This window comes from Pseudomonas sp. TMW22091 (assembly GCF_022496705.1).
Lineage (GTDB): Bacteria > Pseudomonadota > Gammaproteobacteria > Pseudomonadales > Pseudomonadaceae > Aquipseudomonas > Aquipseudomonas saxonica.
Genome location: NZ_SCFI01000003.1, coordinates 328,372 through 350,264, shown reverse-complemented (window position 1 = coordinate 350,264; position 21,893 = coordinate 328,372). Strand labels below are relative to the sequence as shown.

19 protein-coding genes are annotated in these 21,893 nt (G+C 53.9%); 16 read left to right on the top strand and 3 right to left on the bottom strand.

Going from position 1 to position 21,893, the window contains the following annotated elements; translation table 11 throughout:
- Positions 1-32 precede the first annotated feature (32 nt).
- Both EQV93_RS08045 and tynA read right to left on the bottom strand, forming a co-directional pair.
- A complete protein-coding gene (locus EQV93_RS08045; RefSeq protein ID WP_122782838.1) occupies positions 33-656 on the bottom strand; it encodes a flagellar biosynthesis protein in 624 nt (207 codons plus the stop codon).
- Positions 657-835: 179 nt separating this feature from the next.
- A complete protein-coding gene (gene tynA / locus EQV93_RS08040; RefSeq protein ID WP_442968880.1) occupies positions 836-3,106 on the bottom strand; it encodes a primary-amine oxidase in 2,271 nt (756 codons plus the stop codon).
- A gap of 297 nt (positions 3,107-3,403) precedes the next feature.
- Here tynA and EQV93_RS22455 point away from each other — a divergent pair, with 297 nt between their 5' ends.
- From EQV93_RS22455 to EQV93_RS08005, 7 genes are all read left to right on the top strand, one after another.
- Positions 3,404-4,303 (top strand): helix-turn-helix domain-containing protein, encoded by a 900-nt coding sequence (locus EQV93_RS22455; RefSeq protein ID WP_146426158.1) that lies wholly within the window; start codon positions 3,404-3,406, stop codon positions 4,301-4,303.
- A 380-nt stretch (positions 4,304-4,683) separates the two neighbouring features.
- A complete protein-coding gene (locus tag EQV93_RS08030; protein WP_240891316.1) occupies positions 4,684-5,520 on the top strand; it encodes an MliC family protein in 837 nt (278 codons plus the stop codon).
- Between the two features lie 264 nt (positions 5,521-5,784).
- On the top strand, positions 5,785-6,720 hold the full coding sequence (locus EQV93_RS08025) for a LysR family transcriptional regulator (RefSeq protein ID WP_146383573.1): 936 nt from the start codon (positions 5,785-5,787) through the stop codon (positions 6,718-6,720).
- Positions 6,721-6,888: 168 nt separating this feature from the next.
- Positions 6,889-8,343, top strand: a complete 1,455-nt coding sequence (gene tcuA / locus EQV93_RS08020) for an FAD-dependent tricarballylate dehydrogenase TcuA (protein ID WP_122782834.1) — start codon at positions 6,889-6,891, stop codon at positions 8,341-8,343.
- Entirely contained in the window at positions 8,330-9,487 is a 1,158-nt protein-coding gene (gene tcuB, locus EQV93_RS08015) for a tricarballylate utilization 4Fe-4S protein TcuB (RefSeq protein WP_240891315.1), read from the top strand. The genes tcuA and tcuB overlap by 14 nt, the downstream gene beginning before the upstream one ends.
- 50 nt (positions 9,488-9,537) lie before the next feature.
- Positions 9,538-10,836, top strand: coding sequence for an MFS transporter (locus EQV93_RS08010; RefSeq protein ID WP_122782832.1), 1,299 nt, complete (start codon positions 9,538-9,540; stop codon positions 10,834-10,836).
- Positions 10,837-11,132: 296 nt separating this feature from the next.
- On the top strand, positions 11,133-11,330 hold the full coding sequence (locus EQV93_RS08005; protein WP_146426156.1) for a hypothetical protein: 198 nt from the start codon (positions 11,133-11,135) through the stop codon (positions 11,328-11,330).
- A gap of 94 nt (positions 11,331-11,424) precedes the next feature.
- Here the strand turns inward: EQV93_RS08005 and EQV93_RS08000 are convergent, their stop codons facing one another.
- Positions 11,425-12,618, bottom strand: a complete 1,194-nt coding sequence (locus tag EQV93_RS08000) for a GAF domain-containing sensor histidine kinase (protein ID WP_240891314.1) — start codon at positions 12,616-12,618, stop codon at positions 11,425-11,427.
- Between the two features lie 531 nt (positions 12,619-13,149).
- Here EQV93_RS08000 and EQV93_RS07995 point away from each other — a divergent pair.
- From EQV93_RS07995 to EQV93_RS07955, 9 genes are all read left to right on the top strand, one after another.
- Positions 13,150-13,599 carry a phage tail protein gene (locus EQV93_RS07995; protein WP_122782829.1) on the top strand — a complete coding sequence of 150 codons (450 nt, stop codon included), beginning with the start codon at positions 13,150-13,152 and terminating at the stop codon, positions 13,597-13,599.
- 42 nt (positions 13,600-13,641) lie between these two features.
- Positions 13,642-14,775 (top strand): phage tail sheath family protein, encoded by a 1,134-nt coding sequence (locus EQV93_RS07990; RefSeq protein ID WP_240891313.1) that lies wholly within the window; start codon positions 13,642-13,644, stop codon positions 14,773-14,775.
- An 88-nt stretch (positions 14,776-14,863) separates the two neighbouring features.
- The gene (locus tag EQV93_RS07985; RefSeq protein WP_240891312.1) at positions 14,864-15,958 is read left to right on the top strand and encodes a phage tail sheath family protein; all 1,095 of its coding nucleotides are present in this window, start codon (positions 14,864-14,866) and stop codon (positions 15,956-15,958) included.
- Positions 15,959-16,046: 88 nt separating this feature from the next.
- Entirely contained in the window at positions 16,047-17,546 is a 1,500-nt protein-coding gene (locus EQV93_RS07980) for a phage tail sheath family protein (protein ID WP_240891311.1), read from the top strand.
- On the top strand, positions 17,539-18,792 hold the full coding sequence (locus tag EQV93_RS07975) for a phage tail sheath C-terminal domain-containing protein (RefSeq protein WP_240891310.1): 1,254 nt from the start codon (positions 17,539-17,541) through the stop codon (positions 18,790-18,792). The genes EQV93_RS07980 and EQV93_RS07975 overlap by 8 nt, the downstream gene beginning before the upstream one ends.
- Positions 18,789-19,268, top strand: a complete 480-nt coding sequence (locus EQV93_RS07970; protein ID WP_240891309.1) for a phage tail protein — start codon at positions 18,789-18,791, stop codon at positions 19,266-19,268. Before EQV93_RS07975 ends, EQV93_RS07970 begins: the two co-directional genes overlap by 4 nt.
- On the top strand, positions 19,265-19,456 hold the full coding sequence (locus tag EQV93_RS07965) for a DUF5908 family protein (protein WP_122782823.1): 192 nt from the start codon (positions 19,265-19,267) through the stop codon (positions 19,454-19,456). Before EQV93_RS07970 ends, EQV93_RS07965 begins: the two co-directional genes overlap by 4 nt.
- Positions 19,432-20,247 (top strand): CIS tube protein, encoded by an 816-nt coding sequence (locus EQV93_RS07960; RefSeq protein WP_122782822.1) that lies wholly within the window; start codon positions 19,432-19,434, stop codon positions 20,245-20,247. The genes EQV93_RS07965 and EQV93_RS07960 overlap by 25 nt, the downstream gene beginning before the upstream one ends.
- Complete coding sequence (locus tag EQV93_RS07955) at positions 20,244-21,830, top strand: phage baseplate assembly protein V (RefSeq protein WP_240891308.1); 1,587 nt, start codon at positions 20,244-20,246, stop codon at positions 21,828-21,830. The genes EQV93_RS07960 and EQV93_RS07955 overlap by 4 nt, the downstream gene beginning before the upstream one ends.
- The last annotated feature ends 63 nt before the right edge of the window (positions 21,831-21,893 follow it).

Genomic DNA, 21,893 nt, shown 5'->3' with positions numbered 1-21,893 from the left:
GACGGTCGTAAAGGGGGGGGCTCAGAAGCCGCTTAAAGCTGCTTCAAGGTTTCTTGAGTAATGGCTTCAAGGCCCGCCTCGGTGACTCTCTTCCAGTCATCATCAGTGACCACTTTGACCTTCTCGCTGATGAGGGTTTTGACACTATGGGCAGGCGCGTCATGGGTTTTTATCTGCAAATAGGCCCTGTTTTGAAGCACCTTGTCGAGCACCCCTTCGGTCGTAGACCATGACCAGAATTCAACGATTTGCACGTTCACTTTACTGACATCACTGGCACCGGGAGTGCTGACTACTTGGTAGCCTGCCTGCCGGTAAGCCGTGGCAACAGCATCGCCCACCAGTTCTGAAACGGTGCGCCCCTTGGGCAACAATACATCGCCGATGGCCATGTTGTAGTTGTTGCGTTTACGCGCGATCGCTCGTTCGGTAATCGACTTGTCGTCGATCTCGTCGTACTTCAATGAAGGAATATCGAAACTGGAGGGTTTGATATGAAAGACTCGATCATCCACGGTGCTGATATAGACTTTTTTTCCATTGGCGGGAGCAGGGGTCTGACTATTGCCTGGCGGCAAAATATCTACTTCTGCCCTGTTGGTAGCACAACCGGCTAACAGCACCAACGCGACAACTACCCAAATTTTTCGAACCATCTACTTACTCCTTCATAGTTTGTGCCTTGCCAGGCACGTCCAAAAAACGCGTCGCACAGGAGTGTAGAAGACAATTCACGGCTCAATTGGCCGACTGCCCCGCAAAGCCTTGCTCAAATATGGCTCAGATATATCGCAGTCAAAGCGGGGGTCGCTGGAAGCGGCAACAGCGGCTGTAATTATTTCGGTGAGTTGAGGTTCAGTGTGGGGGTCTCGTCGAAGAAGTTCCAAGGCTTGAGCAGTACGTGAACCCATTCGGTTGGCATGATCGGCCACTCCTCGGCGCGTGCCACGTGAGTAGTGCCCGTGGTCAGCCACACCACATTGTCGCTATTCTCGATCGATTGGTTGTTGGCTGAGAACAGGCCCAGACCGGTATCAGTTGCAGAGCGATTCGGGTAGTGCCCTTCGGGATAACGCTCTTGAGGGTCGTAACGGGTCACCCATATTTGCTTGTCCATAAAACTCAGTCGATGGCGCAACCATTCGTCGCCAGCAAAATTAGCGCCCTTGGCCACTGGGTGAGTCCCCCCGGCATAGGGAATCAGTTGGTAGGAGACCGGGTATCCCATCTTGTTTTCCTTGCCCGTGTTGCTGACCAGGCGAATGGTCGCGGGGTCGAACTTTTGCGCAGCTTGCTGTTCAGTGCTGACCACCTTTTGGTCAATTTGCATGGTGCTGGTGCGCGGCCCACCGCGGTCGTTTTTGGCGACCACCGGATTAAGTTCGACCAACGAGTTGTTCTCGCCATCTACGTCCATGTCCAGGCGGAAGTTGTAGATGTGTTGGTGGGTGGTGCCGACAATATTGTGGTCGATCAAAGTACCGTAGCGAGTGTCCTCTTTGGCTGTAGCGTCATGAAGGGTGCTGGACTTCACGCCTTTAACCGCCTCGATGCCCGTTGCACCGGCGTCGATACCAATCACCCCGTTTTCCTGGAAGACCCAGTCAAAAATGTAGTCGTAGTTGCCGATGGTGCTGATCCAGCGAATCACCAGTTCCCGGCGTTCGGTGCTGAGGTTGGGTTGGCCCATTTCCTGATGCTTGTATTCAGGGCCTGCATAGCGTTCGAAGATCGCCATCGCGCGCGGGATTTTGGTGGGCGAGCCCTTGTAGTCGGCGATGGTCGCGTCCAGCAGCACTGCGTTTTGAGGTGCGTCCTTACCGGGCTGGATCTGGGAGGTGAGAGTCCCCATGCCGTAGTCCCCGGAATCGAGATAGGCTTTGAAGTACCAGCCCACGTCTGGATCGCCATAGGGCACGATCATGCCGCCCAAATAACCCTGGTACATGACTTTGCGCTTCTTGCCCTGATCGTTGTAGGTGACCGTGGAAATCACTGGGCCTACCCGCGAATCGAGTGCCAAATGCAGGTCCCAGTTCTGCCAGTGAATGCTGTTACCGGTGATCGTGTAGTTCTTGCCCTCAGGCTCGATGATCTCCAGTGGCTTGACGGTTGCCGCTTTACGTCCGCGCCCGTCATAAGGCGTGGGCTTCATTGGCACCGGCACTATCCCGGCATCTTCGATCTTGATCACGCTCTTGCTTTCCAGGTCGACGATGGCGACCAGGTTTTCGATCGGATGAGCCCAGTAGTTACCATCGCCAACATCCAGATAGCTGACCACCTTAAGCAGGCGTTTGTCCTGCGTTAGGCCGTCTTTACCATCAAAGTAGCCCACCGTGAGCGGGGTAGTGACAACCTTCTTGGCGTCTTTGATGCCACGCTTGGCCAGCGCCTGAGCATATTCAGTGCTGCCTTCAATGACAGACTGCACGGTCGCGAAATCGTCCAGCAGAACCATCCCGTGAACATCCTTGATCGCTTCCCAACTCAGAACTTTTTGGGTGCTCAGGTCTACCACGGCTTCGACAACGTGCCTGCCATCGAGCACGGTCACATTAGCCTCGCGAGGTTGACTCACGGGTTTGGCGGTATAGATGAAGTCCCACACTTCGCTCTTTTTCGGCCCCCGGAGCGATATCTCCGTGAACCGGAAATTTGGTTTGTAGTGCTCTGAACGGTTGATCGCCTCGACAGCGAGCTTGATCTCGTCGGCACTCAAAGCATTCAGTGGATGTGGACGGGTTTCGACGCTAAAGGTTTTATCCAGGCCAGACTGGAATACTTCATTGATGAAGTCGTGCGACATAAGTGCAGTGTTGTTTTTGAATACCACCGGAACGCTAAGCTCGAATCTTTTGCCGTTAAGCATCGCCACGTTGCTGTTGGGTTTTACCTTAACGTAGGCCCCGTCTTTGGAAATAACGAAGAGGTTGGCATAGTCGTCCCATTTGACAGTGGCCCCAAAGTTTTCCAGGGTCGACTTTAGAGGCACCATCTCCGCTGCGCCGCCATGTGCCTGGGCGGTTGAAGTAAGGCCGGCAAAGATTAATGCCAAGGCCATCGGAGCTAATTTAAAGTGACGGCGTTTAAGTGTCTTACTCATAAATGGAGTCCTTAAAGTTCCCAGCAAAGTATTCGAAAGCGGGCAGGCACAATCACTTTAAGGTGCGGTTGTTGGCGTCCTTTAACACAAATTGGCAATTCATCATGCCGGGGGCTTTTAATGTTAGTGGCGCGAAAGAAGTGCACTAACTTAACGCAAGGATGCTTTAAGTTGGTGCTCAAAATGGATCTTTAGTGGGCGTTCAGCACGCAGCGGAGGGGGGAGGCGATTGGCACAACGCTTGCTAATAATTTGTAACATTTACCCGTTGCAGAGTCCTGCCCGTAGAGGTTCAGTGTGCGCCAGTCCCTTCGAACAACCGACATTGTCGAACATGCCAACGCACTGCCAGGCTGGCGTCAGCGCTATGACCAGCTCAGTTGCGGCAGCCTCGAAGGGCGGCTGGATGTGGTCCAGGCGGGTGAAGTTCAGCTGTTTCGTGAGCGTCTCAATCAGCAGGTTATCCAGCACATCTGCCTCCCGCAGAATGCGGTCAACATTTTGTTCCCGCTTGCTTGGCCGGGAGTGGATGATCAAGGGGTGATGGCGGAAAAATACGCCACGGTGCTGCTGCCCAACGATGAATATCGTGTTTTTACTCCGGCGGGCATGGATGTACTCTGCATGTCGATTCCCTATGCAACGCTACGCAACCTGCTGGACGAAGCGGTGCTCCATGCATTGATGCAACTAAATCGGCCCAAGCGAGTGTGCCTGCGAGCACACCGTTTAGTGCCTGGCATCGTGATGTTCAAGTCCTTAATGGAGGGCACGCCGACAAGCGCGACATTGCAGTCGCTAACACTCATGGTCGTTGAGTGGTTGGAGCGAGTGATTGATGTTCCTCAGGAAACGCCCAGGCCCAGTACCCGCGGTTACATCGTTGAACGTTGTCATCAATGGTTGATAGAAGAACCTGCAGCTTCATCAAACGTACTTGAGTTTTGTCGACGATTGAAAGTGTCGCGACGCACACTTCAATACAGCTTTCAGTCCGTGGCCGCGGTTACACCTATCCAGTATATGCGCTCGGTTCGCTTGAACGGTGCGCGCCGCGCATTGAAAGAAGATCCTCATGCAAGCATTGCCGATATTGCAGAACGTTGGGGGTTCAGCCATTCGAGTTATTTCACTTTGGAGTACCAGAAACTGTTTAACGAGTTGCCATCGGCTTTGCGCTGCGTTGAGCGAAGTTAGTACGTGGTATAGAAGCTGCGGACCAACCAGAGATATGATTTTTTATAGAGTAGGGTCTATAGGAGCGCTTAAGTTGCACGTTTTGCAACGCCAATAAGACGCCTGATCATGCTCAACCGAAAACCTTATATCGACCTTTAAAATCGACCTCTTGAACTTGGCGATTACAGCCTGTCACGACGTATGCTATCGACACATAACGGCCCTAAACCAAAAGCAGCTTTTCGATGAGTGCAGCTATCGACCCTTTCAGGCAGAGACATGCCAGCCAAGAACCACCTTGGGGCCTGAAGCAGAACGGGTATGATTAACTCAACGCTGGGCGATAGATCAGACTTCGATCTGTGCTTGGCGACTGATTAAATCGAAAGGGACCACCCATGAGCAAATACCTGGTTTTGTTGTTGATTGGCTTCACAGGCGTTGTTCAGGCGCAATCGATGTGCACTGACTCATGGTATCAATCGGTTGATAAAGTGCTGCAGACAACTGACGGGCAAGGGCACGGGCCTGATATAGGGTCCGATGAATGGAAATCGGTGATCGAATTCAAGTTAGGGGTTCGCGGTGAGGCAAATGTGCCTGAACGCAGCTCTGATCACTGGTGCCAATACATTGACCAGCATATCAAGGCGACACCGATGGCCGCTGGCAGCACGGTCAAGTCGTCGACAGTCAACGCGGCACATGGCCCTTCCTACGATTGCGCCAAGGTAGAACCTGGCGCTATCGAAGCGATGATATGTAAAGACAAGGCGTTATCCGCGCTCGATCGCAAGCTGTCACACGTTTACGCCAGCGCGAGTATCAAGGCCAGCAACGAGCATCCTCCGCGGCTAAAAGCAGAACAGCGTGGATGGATAAAGGGCCGCGACGACTGCTGGAAGAGTGATGACGTCGGCGCCTGCTTGCGCATGGAATACCAGCGTCGGATCGCCGAGTTGCAAGCACAGTACCGACTGGTCCCGCAAACCGGGCCTGTCTACTACCAATGTGAAGGCAATCCTGCCAGCGAAGTGTCTGTGATGTTTTTTAAAACGCAACCGCCGACATTAATCGCCGAGCGTGGCGACAGCGTATCGCTCATGTACCAGCAGCCAACTGGCAGTGGCGTAAAGTACCTTGGGCGCAACGAATCGCTATGGGAACATCAGGGCGAAACCCTAATCACTTGGGGATACGGTGCGCTCGAATCGCATTGCAAAAGAAGGCCTTGAACCGCTGCCATCAGTGGGGCTAACGCCAGTAACTGACCAGAAGCGCAGATTCAGCAAACACCGTTGAATCCCGAGTGGTTAATTCGACCTCACTCTCATCACTCCGCAGACGACTAGGTCGGGTTAACGGCTAGCAGTCCTCGATAAAAGCGGGCGCGCTCAACGTTCAACCCAAACCTTCGGCAAGGCTGCCTCTTCGGTCTATGCGCCGTACGTGGCGAGTGTTCAGGTAGTGGAATAACAAATGAGCAAGGAACAGCCACATTGGAACTGAGACAACTGCGCTATTTCGTCAAAATTATCGAGCTTGGCAGTTTGGGGCGCGCGGCACTGGAGCTTGAGGTTGGCGTGTCAGCCCTCAGTCAGCAAATCGCCAAGCTGGAAAGCGAACTGTGCACCCGTCTCCTGAATCGAACCTCTACCGGGGTGACGCCCACGAGCGCCGGATTTGCATTTCTACACCATGCCCAATTGACCCTGCGCCAGGCGGAAAACGCAGTCATGGCCGCCCATCGCGGGCGAATGAGCGGTTATGTCAGCGTTGGCTTGGCACCGACCACCGCGACGGTGATCGCGTTGCCATTGATCAGCGCAATGCGTGCGCGTTATCCGGACATCCAACTGCATTTGGTGGAAATGCTTTCCGGCCACTTGGCGGCGCAGCTCAACTCACGACAAATTGACTTGGCCATCCTGTTCCAGCTCGAAGGCGGTAAACGCTGGAGCGTGACTCCGCTGCTGGATGAAAAACTGTTTGTCATTGCAGCGCCCGGCCTGCCTCATGCGCCTTCGGGTGACAGCGTGCAACTGGCCGATCTCGGCAGCCTGCCGCTGGTGATGCCTAGCGTTCAACATGGCCTGCGTTCGACACTGACGAGCGCGTTCGAGCGGGTCGGCCTTACCCCCAATGTCATCATGGAGGTCGACGGTCTCGCGGTCTTGATGAACGCGGTTCGAGCCGGGCATGCCGCAACGATACAACCGGGAGCGGCCGCCGCCGTTAAAGACCGCTGCGGCCTTTCGATGGTCAGGATCGCCGACCGGCATGTGGGCCGGCGTAATCTTCTGGCGACGCTGGCTGACGACGAACTCTCACCGGCGGCACTGGCAACGCGTCTGGTGCTCGTGGATGTGGCGCGACAGTTAGTGGCCGACAAACAGTGGCCGGGTGCTACTTGGATAGAAGGAATAGACGGGTAAAACGCTTTCAACCCCTGATCCATGAGCGCCCCAAGACGAGCAAGCCTTTAGAAAAATTAAACACCCCGCGCTAAAAGCAGCCTTTCGGTCATCCCGTCTGCTCCCTATCGTTCGTCCCACTCGCAAGAAGTCCTTCGTTCATGTCTTCTTGCACATCTAGGAGTGATGATGATCGATGTATTAATCATAGGGGGTGGCAACGCTGCCTTGTGCGCCGCTCTGATGGCGCGAGAAGCGGGCGCCAGTGTGATGCTGCTGGAAGCCTCTCCGAAAATCTGGCGCGGTGGCAACTCCCAACACACCCGTAACCTGCGGTGCATGCACGACGAACCGCAGGACGTGCTGATCGATGCCTATCCGGAAGAAGAGTACTGGCAAGACCTGTTGAAGGTTACCGGTGGCCTCACGGATGAAAAGCTCGCGCGCATAGCCATTCGGGCATCGTCATCATGCCGCGACTGGATGCGTTCCCACGGCGTGCATTTTCAGCCGCCGCTGTCCGGCGCACTGCATGTGGCGCGCACCAATGCTTTTTTTATGGGCGGCGGTAAAGCGCTGGTCAATGCCTATTACCGCAGCGCAGAGCGCCTGGGTGTGAAGGTTCGCTACAACACGCAAGTGACTGACATCGAGTTGGATGGGGGCAAATTCGTCGCCGCCCATGTGGCCGAGCATGAGGTTGATGGTCAGCATTTTCCCGCAGAACGTATTGAAGCCAGGGCCTGCGTGTTGGCGGCCGGCGGCTTCGAATCCAACCGTGAATGGCTGCGTGAAGCCTGGGGTCAGAACGAACGCGGTGAATGGCCATCGGACAATTTCCTGATTCGGGGTACCCGATTCAACACCGGCATTTTACTGCGGCGCATGCTCGACCTTGGCGCCGATGTGATCGGCGATCCAACGCAAGCACACATGGTCGCGATTGATGCCCGTGCGCCACTCTATGACGGCGGTATTTGCACCCGAATCGACTGCGTATCGCTGGGTGTGGTGGTCAATCGTGATGGCGAACGCTTCTACGATGAAGGTGAGGACTTCTGGCCGAAACGTTATGCGATCTGGGGGCGGCTGGTGGCCGGTCAACCCGGTCAGCAGGCGTATTCGATCATTGATCAACAAGCCATCGGCCGCTTCATGCCGCCGGTATTTCCCGGCACCACCGCCAATACACTGCAAGACCTTGCCCGCCAGTTGAAGCTGCCTCAAGACACATTCGTCAAGACGGTCGAGGACTACAACAACGCCTGCCACGTTGGCACGTTCGATCACACGGCGTTGGACGACTGCCACACCCAAGGTCTGACGCCCGCCAAAACCCATTGGGCGCGGCCATTGGTGAAACCTCCTTTCTACGCTTACCCGCTTAGACCCGGTGTGACGTTCACCTACCTGGGCCTTGCTACCGACGAAACCGCTGCCGTGCACTTCAACGGCAAAGCGAGCCCCAACCTGTTCGTGGCAGGAGAAATGATGGCCGGCAACGTTCTGGGCAAGGGCTACACCGCCGGCATCGGCATGGCTATCGGTACCGCTTTTGGGCGCATCGCCGGTGTGCAGGCAGCGGCTTCGGTCGGCTTTGGTGCGTCATCTGTAACGACGGAGTCTCTACATGCAGCTGTTTGATCCCCAAGCATCGGGCACGTTAATCCCGGTGTTGAATCTTGACGAAAGCGAAGTGCAGCGCCAGATGACCATCTGCAACGCCTGCCGTTATTGCGAAGGCTTTTGTGCAGTATTTCCTGCGATGACGCGGCGTCTGGAATTCACCCAAGCCGATGTCCATTACCTGGCCAACTTGTGCCATAACTGCGGCGCATGCTTGCACGCCTGTCAGTACGCCGCCCCACACGAGTTCGACGTTAACATCCCCAAGGCTATGGCCAAAGTGCGCTTGGATACCTACGCCGAATACGCTTGGCCGCAAGCGTTGGGCAAGTTGTATCAGCGCAACGGCCTGACTCTGGCGTTGGCGTCTGGTGCAGGGCTTGCCCTGTTTTTATGCTTGACCCTGATGCTCATGGGCAACCTGTTCACGGCCATTCCCGGCGGTAATTTCTATGAGATTTTCCCGCATAACACCTTGGCGCTGATGTTTGGCTCAGTCTTTGGCTTTGCGGTGCTTGCCTTGACCCTGGGGGTAAGGCGCTTCTGGCGTAACGTTTCACCGGTTGCAGCGCCCCTGCCATTGAAAACGTCTGCTGCGCTGGAGGCCACGGCCAATGTCGCGAAGCTCAAATACCTGGACGGCGGTCATGGCGAAGGCTGCAACAACGCCGACGACCAATTCACCTTGTGGCGACGCCGTTTCCACCATTTCACCTTCTACGGATTCATGCTGTGCTTCGCCGCCACGGGCGTGGCCACACTGTTTCACTATCTGTTGAACTGGTCGGCGCCGTATCCGCTCTTCAGCTTGCCGGTGTTGTTGGGTATTGCCGGTGGCATCGGCTTGCTGATCGGCCCGGCGGGTCTGCTTTGGCTCAACCTTCGTCGCAACCCAGCGCATGGTGATGAGAAGCAAAAACCCATGGACCGCGGCTTCATCGCGCTGCTGTTACTGATCAGCGCAAGCGGCCTGGCGCTTCTGGCTTTTCGCGACACACCTGCCTTGGGTTTGCTGTTGGCTGTTCATCTCGGCCTGGTCATGGCGTTTTTCTTGACCATGCCCTACAGCAAATTCGCGCATGGAATATTCCGCAGCGCCGCGCTGCTGAAACACGCCATCGAGAAGCGTCAACCCAACCCGATCAACGCCGGCAGCGACTGACGGTTAACGCAATAACTCCAAAAATAATAGCGAACACAACGGTATCCATAATGAAAACAACAAAAACAACAACCCGAGGCCGTGGGTCCAAACTGGGCGCCATTTTGCGGGTCACCAGCGGTAACTTTCTCGAGCAGTTTGACTTCTTCTTGTTCGGGTTTTACGCGACCTACATCTCCCAGACGTTCTTTCCGGCCACCAGCGAGTTTGCCTCGTTGATGTTGACCTTCGCGGTGTTCGGCTCCGGGTTCTTGATGCGTCCGTTAGGTGCCATTGTGCTGGGGGCGTACATCGACAAAGTGGGCCGACGCAAGGGGCTGATCGTGACGCTGTCGATCATGGCAGCCGGTACGGTATTGATCGCATTAGTGCCTGGCTATGCGGCCATCGGCGTGGCGGCACCGATTCTGGTGTTGTTGGGCAGGCTGCTGCAAGGCTTCTCCGCTGGCGCAGAAATGGGCGGTGTTTCCGTGTATCTGGCGGAGATTTCTACGCCCGGCCACACCGGCTTCTACACCAGTTGGCAATCGGCCAGCCAGCAGGTGGCAATCGTCGTGGCGGCGGCATTGGGCTACGGGATCAATGCCACGATGCAAGCCTCTGAAATTGCCGACTGGGGCTGGCGTATTCCGTTCTTCATTGGCTGCGTGATCATCCCGTTCATTTTCATCATTCGTCGCTCATTGGAAGAAACCGCAGCCTTCACTGCGCGCAGCCATCGTCCAACGACCCGCGAGGTGTTCCGCTCAATGCGTGATAATTGGCGCACCGTGCTGGCGGGTGGCTTGCTGGCTTCCATGACCACGACCACGTTCTATTTGATCACGGTCTACACACCGACTTTTGGCAGGACAGTGCTGAACCTGAGTACCACCGACAGCCTGGTGGTCACACTGCTAGTGGGTATCAGCAACTTTATCTGGCTGCCCATCGGTGGGGCGCTTTCCGACCGCATTGGCCGTCGCCCCTTGTTGCTGGCCATATCGCTGCTGTGCATCTTCACCGCGTATCCCGCCATGCACTGGCTGGCAGAGGCGGCGAGTTTCGAACGACTGCTCGCTGTTCTGCTGTACTTCTCATTCTTCTTTGGTATTTACAACGGCGCCATGGTGGCTGCACTCACCGAGGTGATGCCACAGAATGTGCGGGTGGTCGGGTTTTCACTGGCTTTCAGTTTGGCCACCGCTGTGTTTGGCGGTTTCACCCCGGCAATTTCGACGCTGCTTGTACAGGCCACGGGCGACAAGGCATCACCTGCCTATTGGTTGATGTTCGCAGCGGTCTGCGGGTTCACGGCCACGACGATTCTGTATCGCCGACAAAAAGCGTTGGCGGTCAGAACCGCTTAGTTCTTCAAGCGCCTTTGCTTTATCACGCGCCGGTCAACGGCGGGCACTGATCAGAGTGGGAGGAGGTCGATTGCAGTCGTGGGTCAGGACAGCAATCGGCCTTAAACCCACTCTTTTTTTATGCCGGATTGACCGGCGCGGGGTAACAAGAAGGCGATAAACAAAGGTCTGCCTGTGATTTCCCGCTGTGCCGAGCTGTGTGTCTCTGCCGTTCGTCCAGTACACAGCACTTGTCATGCTTTGATGACTCACATGTTTAAGCGCGGGCATTCCGTGCTTCACAGTGGAGAGCCAGCATGGATATTGACGAAAACGCACCAGGCAATGTGTCTCAGAAAGTTCGTGCCGGGATTACAGACAACGAGACGGGTTGTGACCAACGAACCAAAGACCCTGCAGCCCCAGTGACATCCAAGGACGATGCACGTCTTGAAGAAGACATGTCAGATGTGGAAGCCGCTGACTCGGTAACCCGCGAACATCCTGACAAGTAACGCGCTTGCGGTCCCTTTGGGCGAGTCATAAAGTCACTGGCCGACACTTTACCGTGTGAAGTCGTGTGCGACCGAAGGGTGGCTATGTTGAGATTCAAACCCGGCACGTCCGAGCCTGAAATCGGGCTACAAAACGGGTGCCGGTCGCTTCAGTAGAAGCCACTGTCAACGTGCCGTTATGGGCAGTCACGATCTGTGAGGCAATATAAAGGCCTAACCCCAACCCTTCGCCGCGTTGCCCTGCCTCTGATCGGGTGAAGGGGTGAAACAGCAGGGGTATTAATGAGTCAGGTATGGGACTGCCTTGATTGGTCACTGACAAAACAACGTGGTCTTTTTCCATATAGGCGCAAACGTCGACGGGGCTCGAATGAGAGCCATGAGTGACCGCATTGCCCAGCAAGTTCGACAGCAGCTGGCTGATGCGCAAAGGGTCGCAGTGAATACCGGTCGGTAACGCCAGTGACAGGTTGATGACCGCTTTGGGGTGCGCGGCCCTGACTTCGTTAACGGTCAATTCAAGGGTGTGTGCCAGGTCATCAACCCACTGACCCTTGATGGGAATACCGCCTCCCAATCGCCCCCGAGCGAAGTCCAGAACGTTCTCAATAAGGCGGCCCATGCGAAGCGAACTGTTGTGTATGGCCGATATAAGGCTCAAGGAGCGTTTATCGGTCGTTCTGGTTTTCAGCAGTTCAGCGCTCATCTGAATGGCACTGAGGGGCGTTCGCAAGTCATGGCCCAGTACCGCAATGAACTGCTCTCGAAGGCGGCCATTTTCATTGGCATCCTCCAGCGCCGCTTGGGTCCTGACCAAGTGATTCTGAGTGTCGAGGCTCATCGCAATCAATTGCGCAAACAGGGTTAATGTCTTGATGATTGCAGGTTCATCAAGGGTGGCGGGTACCGAGTCGATGGCACACAAGGTGCCGAAGAAATCCCCGTTGGCCTTGATGATGGGAATAGAAATATAGCTTTCTAGCCCATAGGTTTTGGGGGTGTGGTGCTGAGAGTAGAGCGGGTGATGGCTGGCATTGGCAAAAATGACCGGCATGTGATGTTGGCGAATTTCATGGCAAATGGTCGATTCGAGCACCAGTTCACCGCCGGGGGTTAAACCGAAATCAATTGAGTCGTCGACCGCGCACGCTACCCAATTATGTTCAGTCACCCGTGCCACCGCTGCAAAGCGCATACCGGTCAAGTGTTTGACCATACCTAGAATGACCGGTACGGCATCGATGCTGCGAATAGCCTCAATATCGGCAGAAAATTTTGAGTCGATCATGGGCATGGTGTCGTGAAGATGGAGGGCCAAGCCTAACGTTTAATCCTGGAACTGGCTAACGCAGACCGCGTCGTTCTGATGAACGCCAAACCCCGGGCATTTTGTAAGTTTTTGGCTGTTATCGTTAATTGTGTAGCTTATTTCCTGCATGAGTTATTTCAAAGTCACGGCATGTGTAGCGTTCAATAGACACCTTCGCCAGTGATGACCTCACGGTTACAACTCACCTCAAGCCGCCCTGTGCATGGGGTTAAGCGCTGCGCAGCAGACTTGCCTGAGCGGTGCTGGCCGTGAAAAAAAGTGAGCCTGGCTGATCACAATTAGATCTTCTCATCCTGTTTTGAACATTTTTAAACAATTTTGACGAGCGGCTACTTGACCAAAGTTTTTTTGGTCTAGGGTTAATTTAACGGCGGGTCGTGGTCTTGAGTGGCCGTTCTCTAAGTGACAAGAATGATGTCCATACAGTGCCCGGGTAAGCGTCACTCCACTCGCGCGAAAATCGTTCAGCGGTTTCAGCCAGGAGGCCAAATGGCCACTACAGCACTCGAAATTTCGGAAATGTGTCCGATCCCCACGTACCGGTTTGTGGTCACCGTTGGCGACGTTGCGATGGCGTTCAGCGAAGTCTCCGGGCTGAGTCAGACAGTTCAGACCATTGATTACAGAGACGGTACGGGGCACTGGTGTTTGATGCCCGGTCAGCGCCAGCCGGTCAACATTACCTTGCGTCGGGGTATGGCCAAACGGCGAAAAGAACTGTCGGACTGGTTCAACTCCATCTCCTTTAACACGGTGGACAAGAAAGACATTTTGATCAGCCTGACGGACGAAACCGGTACTGAGCTGCTGATCACCTGGAACGTCAGCAATGCCTTTATCACTGCCTTGAACGGCCCAAGTCTGAGTGCATCGGGCAACGAAGTGGCAATGGAAGAGGTCACCTTGATGGCAGATCGTCTGAAAATAGAATTCCATTAATCTTCGACGTTTCTCCATTGAACAGTGGTGAAGGAGTAAGTCATGTCTGATACGTATAAATATCCTGGCGTTTATATAGAAGAAGACGCAACGCCGGGGCTTTCCATTTCATCCAGTGCGACCGCCGTGCCGGTGTTTGCACACGATGGTGCAGAAGTTGTATCTGAGAAGTTGGAAAGAATTGATTCTTGGCTGGATTTTCTAGGGCTGGTAATAACGGATTCTAATGGAAAGGTAAATCTTGAAGGCACACTTTACCTCTCTATGGAAGCGTATTTTCAGTGTGGAGGCGGTAGGGCTTATCTGTGCCAGACAGGTTTGTTAGAAAAACATGTGTCTACTAATGATGAGATTACGCTGCTGGTATCGGCTGGGGTACCCATTGGTGACTTAGAACTCGCACTCACTGAGCTTACCGGCCCGGGTAAAACTGTGTTTGCGATACTTGACAGTATTCCAGAGCTAACGGGTGTCCCCGCTGGAACCCCCGGGAAAAGTAGGGTAGATGAAGAGCCAGAACCTGCGCCGGGAGACATGGATGCCTACACCGAATCCAACAATGCCGCCGTCTACGGACCCTGGTTGAACAAACCAGGTAGAAACGCGAAGGTTCCGCCCAGTGCTGCCGCTGCTGGCTTGTTCGCCAAAACAGACCGTGAACGGGGTGTTTGGAAAGCGCCGGCCAATGTGGCCTTGGCCGGTGGCCTGACACCCAGCCAGCGTTTTTCCGAGCGTGTACATGGCGATTACAACGCCAATGCCAAACCCTTGAACCTGTTCCGCACCTTTGCGGGCGGCAGCTCACTGCTGTGGGGCGCACGCACGCTGTCCGACAATGCCCCGCATTGGCGCTATGTGCCGGTACGGCGATTGTTTGATACCGTCGAGCGTGATATCAGCCGGGCGATGGAGGGCATGATGTTCGAGCCTAATAATCAGCCCACCTGGGAGAAGGTAAAAGCTGCCGCCTACAATTACCTTTTCGATCTGTGGAAGCAAGGCGCGCTGTTGGGCACCAAACCCGAGCAGGCGTTTTTTATCAATATCGGCAAGGGTCTATCTATGACGCAAGCGCAAATTAATGCCGGCGAGCTTGTTGTAGAGATTGGACTTAATGCGGTGCGCCCAGTGGAATTCATTATTCTTAAATTCACTCAGAATATTGGAGCTCCGTGAGTCAAGTTGTCGTATTGAATGAGTCACGCTTTACCTCATTTGACTTGTATATATAACGCCCGCACCGAGTTGGCGTTGAGGAGCACGTATGCCTTATGCCTACCCCGGTGTATACATCGAAGAAGATTTAAGCCCTGGGCTGAACATTTTATCGAGTGAGACGGCAGTGCCTGTGTTTGTATTCTCTGATGACTACCCTATAGATTCATTGGAATTATTAAGAATTGACAGTTGGCTTGATTTTTTGGAAGTGTTGGGTGATTTTAATTCTATTGAGCAAGACGCTTTGTATAATTCGGTTAAATACTACTTTATCAATGGGGGCGGTCGCTGTTATGTGAATGCTATAAGTAGCTTGGATATTAATTTGCTAAATAATCCGGGTGTAATAACTTTGGTGGTCGAGGCTGGAGTCTCTTTGACGAGATATTATGTGGATTTTGTTAATAAATTGGATGATATTAGAGCAGCTGGTTGCAACGTTTTTGCTTTGTTTGATTCCATTGGGGTGCGTGATGAGTTAACAGGTAGTCCAGCGAATGATATGGCACACTACCCCTCTTCAGACCATGCTGCCGTTTATGGGCCAATGTTTAAAAATAATAAAGGATATTATGTACCACCCAGCGCCATAGCCGCCGCATTAATTGCCCGCACCGACAACACCCGAGGTGTATGGAAGGCGCCGGCCAATATAGCCGTGGCAGGCGATCTGACATTAACTGAGCATTTCTCCAAAGAAGTTCATGGTCGATATAACGATTATGAAAAACCCTTGAACCTGTTTCGTGAGTTTACGGGTAAGGGCACCTTGCTGTGGGGCGCGCGCACGCTTTCATTGGACACCGACCGGTGGCGATACGTGTCAGTGCGGCGGTTATTCAACATGATCGAGCAGGATATTGAGAAGGCCATTCGGGCCATGATGTTTGAGCCCAACAACCAACCGACCTGGGAAAAAGTGAGGGTGGCTATTGAAAACTACCTGTTCCCACTTTGGCAGAATGGTGCATTTCAGGGGGCCAAGCCTGAAGAGGCGTTCAAAGTTCAGGTGGGCGAGGGTCAGACCATGAGCAAAGCAGACATTTATGCAGGCAAGCTTATTGTTGAGATCGGTATTAATGCCGTGCGGCCAGCAGAATTTATTATTCTGAGATTTACTCAGAATATGGAGTCGCGCTAGTGTTTTATGCCCCATGTACTGGATGGCTTGGATGAACGTTTAACATTCGCACTCACTCAATTACTGTATGAGCAGTGGAGATTAATTTATGGCTGTTCAAATTGCTTTTCCGGGGATTTATATCATCGAAGATACTTCCCTTTCGGTGTCCATTTCTGGGCGCTCAACGGCAATTCCGGTCTTTGTAGGTGTGTTTGCACCGCGTGTAGGTGTACCGGTTATGGAGTGTGTGCGAATAGAAAACTGGATGGACTTTATAGAAAAATTTTATCCGCAGGCGTTAGTGGCTCGATTTACGGATGATGCACCCCTAGAGGTAACGGGCACTAAATCGCGGAAAAAAAAATCCACTGCCACCCAGGAACAGAGCGAACCCGTTGCAACCGTATCAGAGACTACGTTTAAAGAAGTTGGATTGGCCCTTGGCAGTTTTTCACTTCGTCATTATTTTGAAAATGGCGGCGGCACCTGCTATGTGCTCAGCCTGGCTGAAGCGAATTATGAAGTAAACGTTGCCAAGCTTGCCCCTGCGATTGCAAAAGTCCCGGATATAACGTTACTGGTCTACTGTGAGTACCTACAAGCTGAAAGAGATCTGCAGGTATACACAGCCCTCAACACCTTGCTGCGTGATAATCAGGGGTTTTTTCTGCTGGCCGACAGTCCTGGCGGCGCAACGATATCAGGTTTAGAGTCGACCCAAGCGGCAGCCTATTACCCGGCTTTTGAAACGAATTACAAACGACAGCCCATTATCAAAAATGATGATCTTGATCTATCAGCCACTGAAGTTTTATTGAAGGGTTATGACGACTATCCCACATTGAGCAGACTCAAAGCAGCCCTTGATGCAGATGTGAACGATAAACTTGAAGAGGAACAGAAACTTTACGATGACTTGGTTATCCAAGTTGAAGCATTGCTCAACAGTGCCTCTTCCATCTACCTGCGTGCCAGCCCGGCAATGGCCGGTCTTTATGCGGTGACTGACCGGACTCGCGGTGTGTGGAAGGCACCCGCCAATATTGCGGTTGCGGGTGTTAAGTCACTGGTAGAGATTGACGGCATCTCCGAAACCCCCACCCCCGCCTATATGACCCCTTCAAAACTGGCCGACGTGCATGCGGCAGGCGTCAATGCCATTCGCTCATTTTTCGGCAAAGGTGTAGTGGTCTGGGGGGCGCGTACCCTTAAAGGCACAGATCAAAATTCCGATCCCAACTGGATTTACGTACCGGTTAGGCGCTTGTTCAACAGTGTGGAACGTGATGTGAAGGCCGCCTTGGGTAGAGTCATGTTTGAGCCCAATCACTCTGCAACCTGGGAGACCGTGCGCTCGGCCATCGACAACTATTTGTTTGATCTTTGGAAAGAAGGTGCATTGCAGGGTGTGAAGCCTCAAGAGGCTTACTTTGTGCAGGTGGGTCTAGGGGTCACCATGACCAAACAGGACATTGACGAGGGCAATCTTATCGTCGAGATCGGCCTGGCCGCCGTACGCCCTGTTGAGTTTGTGATCTTGCGGTTTACCCAGAACATTGAAGAGGCAGGGTCCAAAGCTCTTGCTGCGGTTAGCAACTATGTCTGACTTCGCCAACTCTCAAAATGCCGAGCCTGGTGTGCGAATTGTGCACGGCGCTTCGCTTTCGCAGCCCAATGCGCTGCCCACAGCCTTGCCGCTGTTTGTGGGGTTCACTCAGAAAGGGGCAGGCGATGTTTATGCGTTGAGTAGTTTTAATGAGTTTGTTGATAAGTTTGGCAATGAGTATGAGTCCGACAAGACTCTATTTTCCCTTTACGATTCGATGAAACATTACTTCAAGGTGGGGGGGGAGCGTTGTTATGTATTGTCTTTAGGGCTTTTTAAAAGTTATATACTGCCTATATATTCTTTCTGGACACTCCTGCAAAGTATTTCATGGCCGCAGGTCTGGGCGCAGGCTCCTCAATGCACACTGCTGGCAGTTCCAGACCTGGGTTTGCTAGCAGACCAAAACGATTATTGGCTTGAAGCAATAGCGCTTCTGCTCAGTCCGACCGTCCGTGATGATCATGTATTCGTGGTGTTGGACGGGCCGAATGACGCTAGTCGGGTCAGTCGTATTCTAGGAGATGTTGTTCTGCGCAGCCCCGCCGAAGACCGCTCCCATGGCGCCCTCTATTGGCCATCGCTGATTACCTACTCGGCTTACCAGGCAAACCAAGCCAACCCCAAGTCAATCCCTTGTTCATCTGCCGTCATCGCCATGATGCAGAAAACTGACCGTGAGCGCGGCGTGTGGAAGGCGCCCGCCAACGAAGAACTTCCAGAAGTATTGCGGCCTATGCACTTAATGATGCCGCCGCTTGATCCTTCCAGCGCCTCCCTCAATCGCATCCGCTCCTTGCAGCGTCGGGGGGTGCGGGTATGGGGAGATCAGACGTTGTTGTCCACCGATGAACCAGCCAGCAACCCCTGGCGCTATGTTCAAGTGCGCCGCACCGCTTCTTATGTGCAGGCCTCATTACGCGAAGTGGTGCGCTTCGCCCTGTTCGAGCCCAACAACGAGCTGACCTGGCTGCGGCTTCAAGGCGTTATCCGTGTGTGGCTGCGCAAATTATGGAAAGTGGGGGGGTTGGCCGGGGCCGTTGAAGCCGATGCATTCAGTATCAAGATTGGAGTGGGCGAGAGCATGACCCGGGCTGACCTCGATGAAGGACTGCTGATCATCCAGATCAACCTGGCGTTTTATGCGCCGGCTGAATTTATTGAACTGCAACTGCAACTTCACACCGGTGAAGCACAGATCTTGTCCCGTCTGTCCACCCCTAACCGAAGCGAGGTGGTGTCATGAGCCTGTTACAGGATGTGCATGAGCGTTTGGTGTGGCCCTCATTAAGTCATCGATTTATCGCCACGTTTTTCTGGAACTACATCCCACTACCTACTGATTATGCGTTTACCCGCATTACGGGCCTCTCTAACAAGCTTGACGTCAAACCTTTTTACCAAGGCGGTGACAACACCGGAGTGGTGAACCTGCCGGACCGAGTTAGCCACGGCAATATCACCTTTCATGAAGGTGTTCGAAGGTCATCTGTGCTCAAAGAATCTCTCTACAATTCCCTCGAAGATTTCGACATGTCTTACCTCACGGTCGTCGTGATCATGCTGGATGAATACAGTTTGCCGGAGGCGTCGTGGACCTTCAGCGATGTTCTGCCGATCGGTTGGAGCACCAGTGATTTGAACGCCTCCGGCAATGAAGTGTTGCTCAACACGCTGGAGTTCTCTTACAGCGAAATGCTGCGCATTGGATTTAAAGCATGATCGAAATCAGAGAGTTGATCATAGAGGCCCGCATAGAAGGCGGTGGTACACCCGCCTCAACGGTATTGGACGAACAGCAGGTGGAGCAACTCAGGGCAGAGTGGCGGCGCGAGATGCGCGAAGCACTGCGCGAAGCCATGCGAAATCGTGAAGGGGAGGCACCATGGCGATTTTTGAACGGGCGTTAAGCAAGTTAACCATTACGGCTTACGCGCAGCACGACGATATTAAAAAGAACAGCTCGGTGGGCAGCTTCACGGCGATGTATAACCCCACTCAGCTGGATCAGACCTACTCGGCAGTCTATTCGCCTAATGAAGCGGTGAGCGACGCCAACCACGGCATGCGATTTGAGCGCATGGGCAATGGGAATCTGTCGTTACCCCTTGTTTTTGACGGCTTGCTGCCGGGCAATCTGACCTCTGTCACCGATCAGTTATCCAAGCTCTGTCAGCTGTGTGGGGGCAAAGATGCCAACTCGGGTGAAACACGTTTTCTGAAAGTGACCTGGGGCGATCAGCCGTGGGACGGAACGGGCAGTTTTATCGGACGCTTTGTCAGCCTGACGGTGACCCAGGAGATTTTCGACAGCGACGGTGAGCCGCTACGGGCCAGGGTCAAGCTGGATCTGGTGTCTGACAACCCTGTGGCCACCCCCGCATCCAAGGGGGCCAAGCCCCCGACCGGCGCCACCCCGCCAATTCGTCGCCGTATTGCCGCGCAACGGCGCTCAAGTACCCAAGCGCAATGGATGGGTGTTCGCACGCAACGCGCCTATGAAGGCGAGGGCACTTGGCTCCCCAATGTTCAACGCAATCTGGTTCGAGTGCCTCAGGGCTGTTCGCTGCCCTCGATCGCCAGCAATACCTCGGGTCGCGAATCGGTCGATTATCTGGATTTGGCCTTGACCAATGGCCTGGTGCATCTCAATGACTTTATGCCCGGTGACAGTTTGTTGTGGCCGGAGCAACCAGCATGAATCCGCTGCCTCCGCAAATCCTCTGTGCCGGTAAGGTGCTGGAGAACTTTGTGGCCGTTCGGGTCGAAATACGCCGCAGTGTGCAGTGGATTCCCGAGGCGAGCATCGTTTTACAACGCCCTAAAGGCAGCAAGACCACCTGGTGGAAAGAATGCTCGGCGCTGGCCGCAAAGTGCATGCCGGGTGAGGAATTGACGATCAAAGAGGGCTCACTGGAAGTCTTCAAGGGGTTGATCGTTGAGCAAAGTGTGGTGTTCAAAGACAAAGAGTTCCGCCTGCTGGTCAAACACCCGTTGCAACGACTGGTCAACACCCTGCGCAGTCAGGTGTTTCAGGACCAGGATGATGGCCAGATTATTTCAGGTGTGTTGAAAGAGCACGGGGTGAGCGCCACCACCTCACAAATGACCACAAAACACCCGCAGATGATCCAGTGGGACTGCTCCGACTGGCAGTTCCTGCAAAGCCGGCTGGCGGCTTACCCCGTGTGGCTCATCCCCACCCGTGACAAGGTTGAATGCCGGCCACCGGCACTGGGCGGCAAGACCCATGTGGTGAAAGCCGTCAGCGACGACCCGAAAAAAGAAGTGAAAGTTGAAGATGCACAGTGGCGGTTCAGCAATGATGTGCAATCGGCCGGTGTGACCTTGCAGTACTGGGATGTCGACCAGCAAAAACTGTCCACCGCCGTCACCGGCAAGGCCAAAGCCATCGGCGATGGCGCGCTGGCCACCTCCATCAAGCCGCTGAGTGCCAAGCATGGGCTGGCGCTTAAGCAATCGGTATGGTCGGTGAACAGTGAGGCTCAAGCGCTTGCAGACGCCCGGCAACTGGCGCAAGTGGCCGCTGGCATCCAGGTGTGGCTGCGTGTACGCGAATATGCAGGTGAAGGTGAAATCACCCTTAAATATGAATTGGGCGACACCCTGGAACTCAGCGGTTTTGGTAGCGGTTTTTCCGGTAAAGGCGTGATCAGCATGCTGGAACACACCTGGGTGCGCGGTAACTGGACCTGTGTGGTGGCCACCGGCATGCCGTTGGTGCAAGCGCAAGACAGTGCCAGCCTGCCGCGCAATACCCGACCGATTATTGGTGTTGTGCAGCCTTATCAAAAAGACAGCCGCGGTTTGAATCGTCTACCGATCAAAATTCCCATGCTGGGGGTCGAAAAACCGCTGTTTGCCCGCATGGGCAGCCCTTATGCCAGTAAAGACATGGGCTTGTGCCTGTACCCCGAAGCTTACGATGAAGTGATCGTCACATTTGTTGATGACGATCCACGTTATCCGCTGATTTTGGGTGCGCTGCACAACCCCAAAAACAAAGCACCGTTCGAGCCCAGCCAGGACAACGCGCTCAAGGGTTTCCAATATGTGAGTGATGGCAAAAAGCACAGTTGGCTATTTGACCTGAAAAAGGGCGCATTCAACCTGATCAATGACCAGAACAGCTTGGCAATGGATGCTACAGGCGTGGTTGTGCATGGTGCTAAGAAACTAGAGCTGACGGGTGACCAGAGCAACTTGGCAATGGAAACCTCAGGCATCGTGATTAAAGGGAAAAAAATAGACCTCACGCAATAACCTTCTTTATGGCCACCCCCTCACCGCAGTGGCACGGATTGAAGGACAGATAAGGGAGCAGAA

Bases quoted from the DNA above. Each gene is read 5' to 3' on its own strand.
- EQV93_RS07955 (WP_240891308.1), top strand. From the start codon at position 20,244: ATGAATCCGCTGCCTCCGCAAATCCTCTGTGCCGGTAAGGTGCTGGAG.
- EQV93_RS07985 (WP_240891312.1), top strand. From the start codon at position 14,864: ATGCCTTATGCCTACCCCGGTGTATACATCGAAGAAGATTTAAGCCCT.
- tynA (WP_442968880.1), bottom strand. From the start codon at position 3,106: ATGAGTAAGACACTTAAACGCCGTCACTTTAAATTAGCTCCGATGGCC.
- EQV93_RS08045 (WP_122782838.1), bottom strand. From the start codon at position 656: ATGGTTCGAAAAATTTGGGTAGTTGTCGCGTTGGTGCTGTTAGCCGGT.
- EQV93_RS08010 (WP_122782832.1), top strand. From the start codon at position 9,538: ATGAAAACAACAAAAACAACAACCCGAGGCCGTGGGTCCAAACTGGGC.
- EQV93_RS07975 (WP_240891310.1), top strand. From the start codon at position 17,539: ATGTCTGACTTCGCCAACTCTCAAAATGCCGAGCCTGGTGTGCGAATT.
- EQV93_RS07990 (WP_240891313.1), top strand. From the start codon at position 13,642: ATGTCTGATACGTATAAATATCCTGGCGTTTATATAGAAGAAGACGCA.
- EQV93_RS07980 (WP_240891311.1), top strand. From the start codon at position 16,047: ATGGCTGTTCAAATTGCTTTTCCGGGGATTTATATCATCGAAGATACT.
- EQV93_RS08000 (WP_240891314.1), bottom strand. From the start codon at position 12,618: ATGATCGACTCAAAATTTTCTGCCGATATTGAGGCTATTCGCAGCATC.
- EQV93_RS08030 (WP_240891316.1), top strand. From the start codon at position 4,684: ATGAGCAAATACCTGGTTTTGTTGTTGATTGGCTTCACAGGCGTTGTT.
- EQV93_RS08005 (WP_146426156.1), top strand. From the start codon at position 11,133: ATGGATATTGACGAAAACGCACCAGGCAATGTGTCTCAGAAAGTTCGT.
- EQV93_RS07970 (WP_240891309.1), top strand. From the start codon at position 18,789: ATGAGCCTGTTACAGGATGTGCATGAGCGTTTGGTGTGGCCCTCATTA.
- tcuB (WP_240891315.1), top strand. From the start codon at position 8,330: ATGCAGCTGTTTGATCCCCAAGCATCGGGCACGTTAATCCCGGTGTTG.
- EQV93_RS07965 (WP_122782823.1), top strand. From the start codon at position 19,265: ATGATCGAAATCAGAGAGTTGATCATAGAGGCCCGCATAGAAGGCGGT.
- tcuA (WP_122782834.1), top strand. From the start codon at position 6,889: ATGATCGATGTATTAATCATAGGGGGTGGCAACGCTGCCTTGTGCGCC.
- EQV93_RS07960 (WP_122782822.1), top strand. From the start codon at position 19,432: ATGGCGATTTTTGAACGGGCGTTAAGCAAGTTAACCATTACGGCTTAC.
- EQV93_RS07995 (WP_122782829.1), top strand. From the start codon at position 13,150: ATGGCCACTACAGCACTCGAAATTTCGGAAATGTGTCCGATCCCCACG.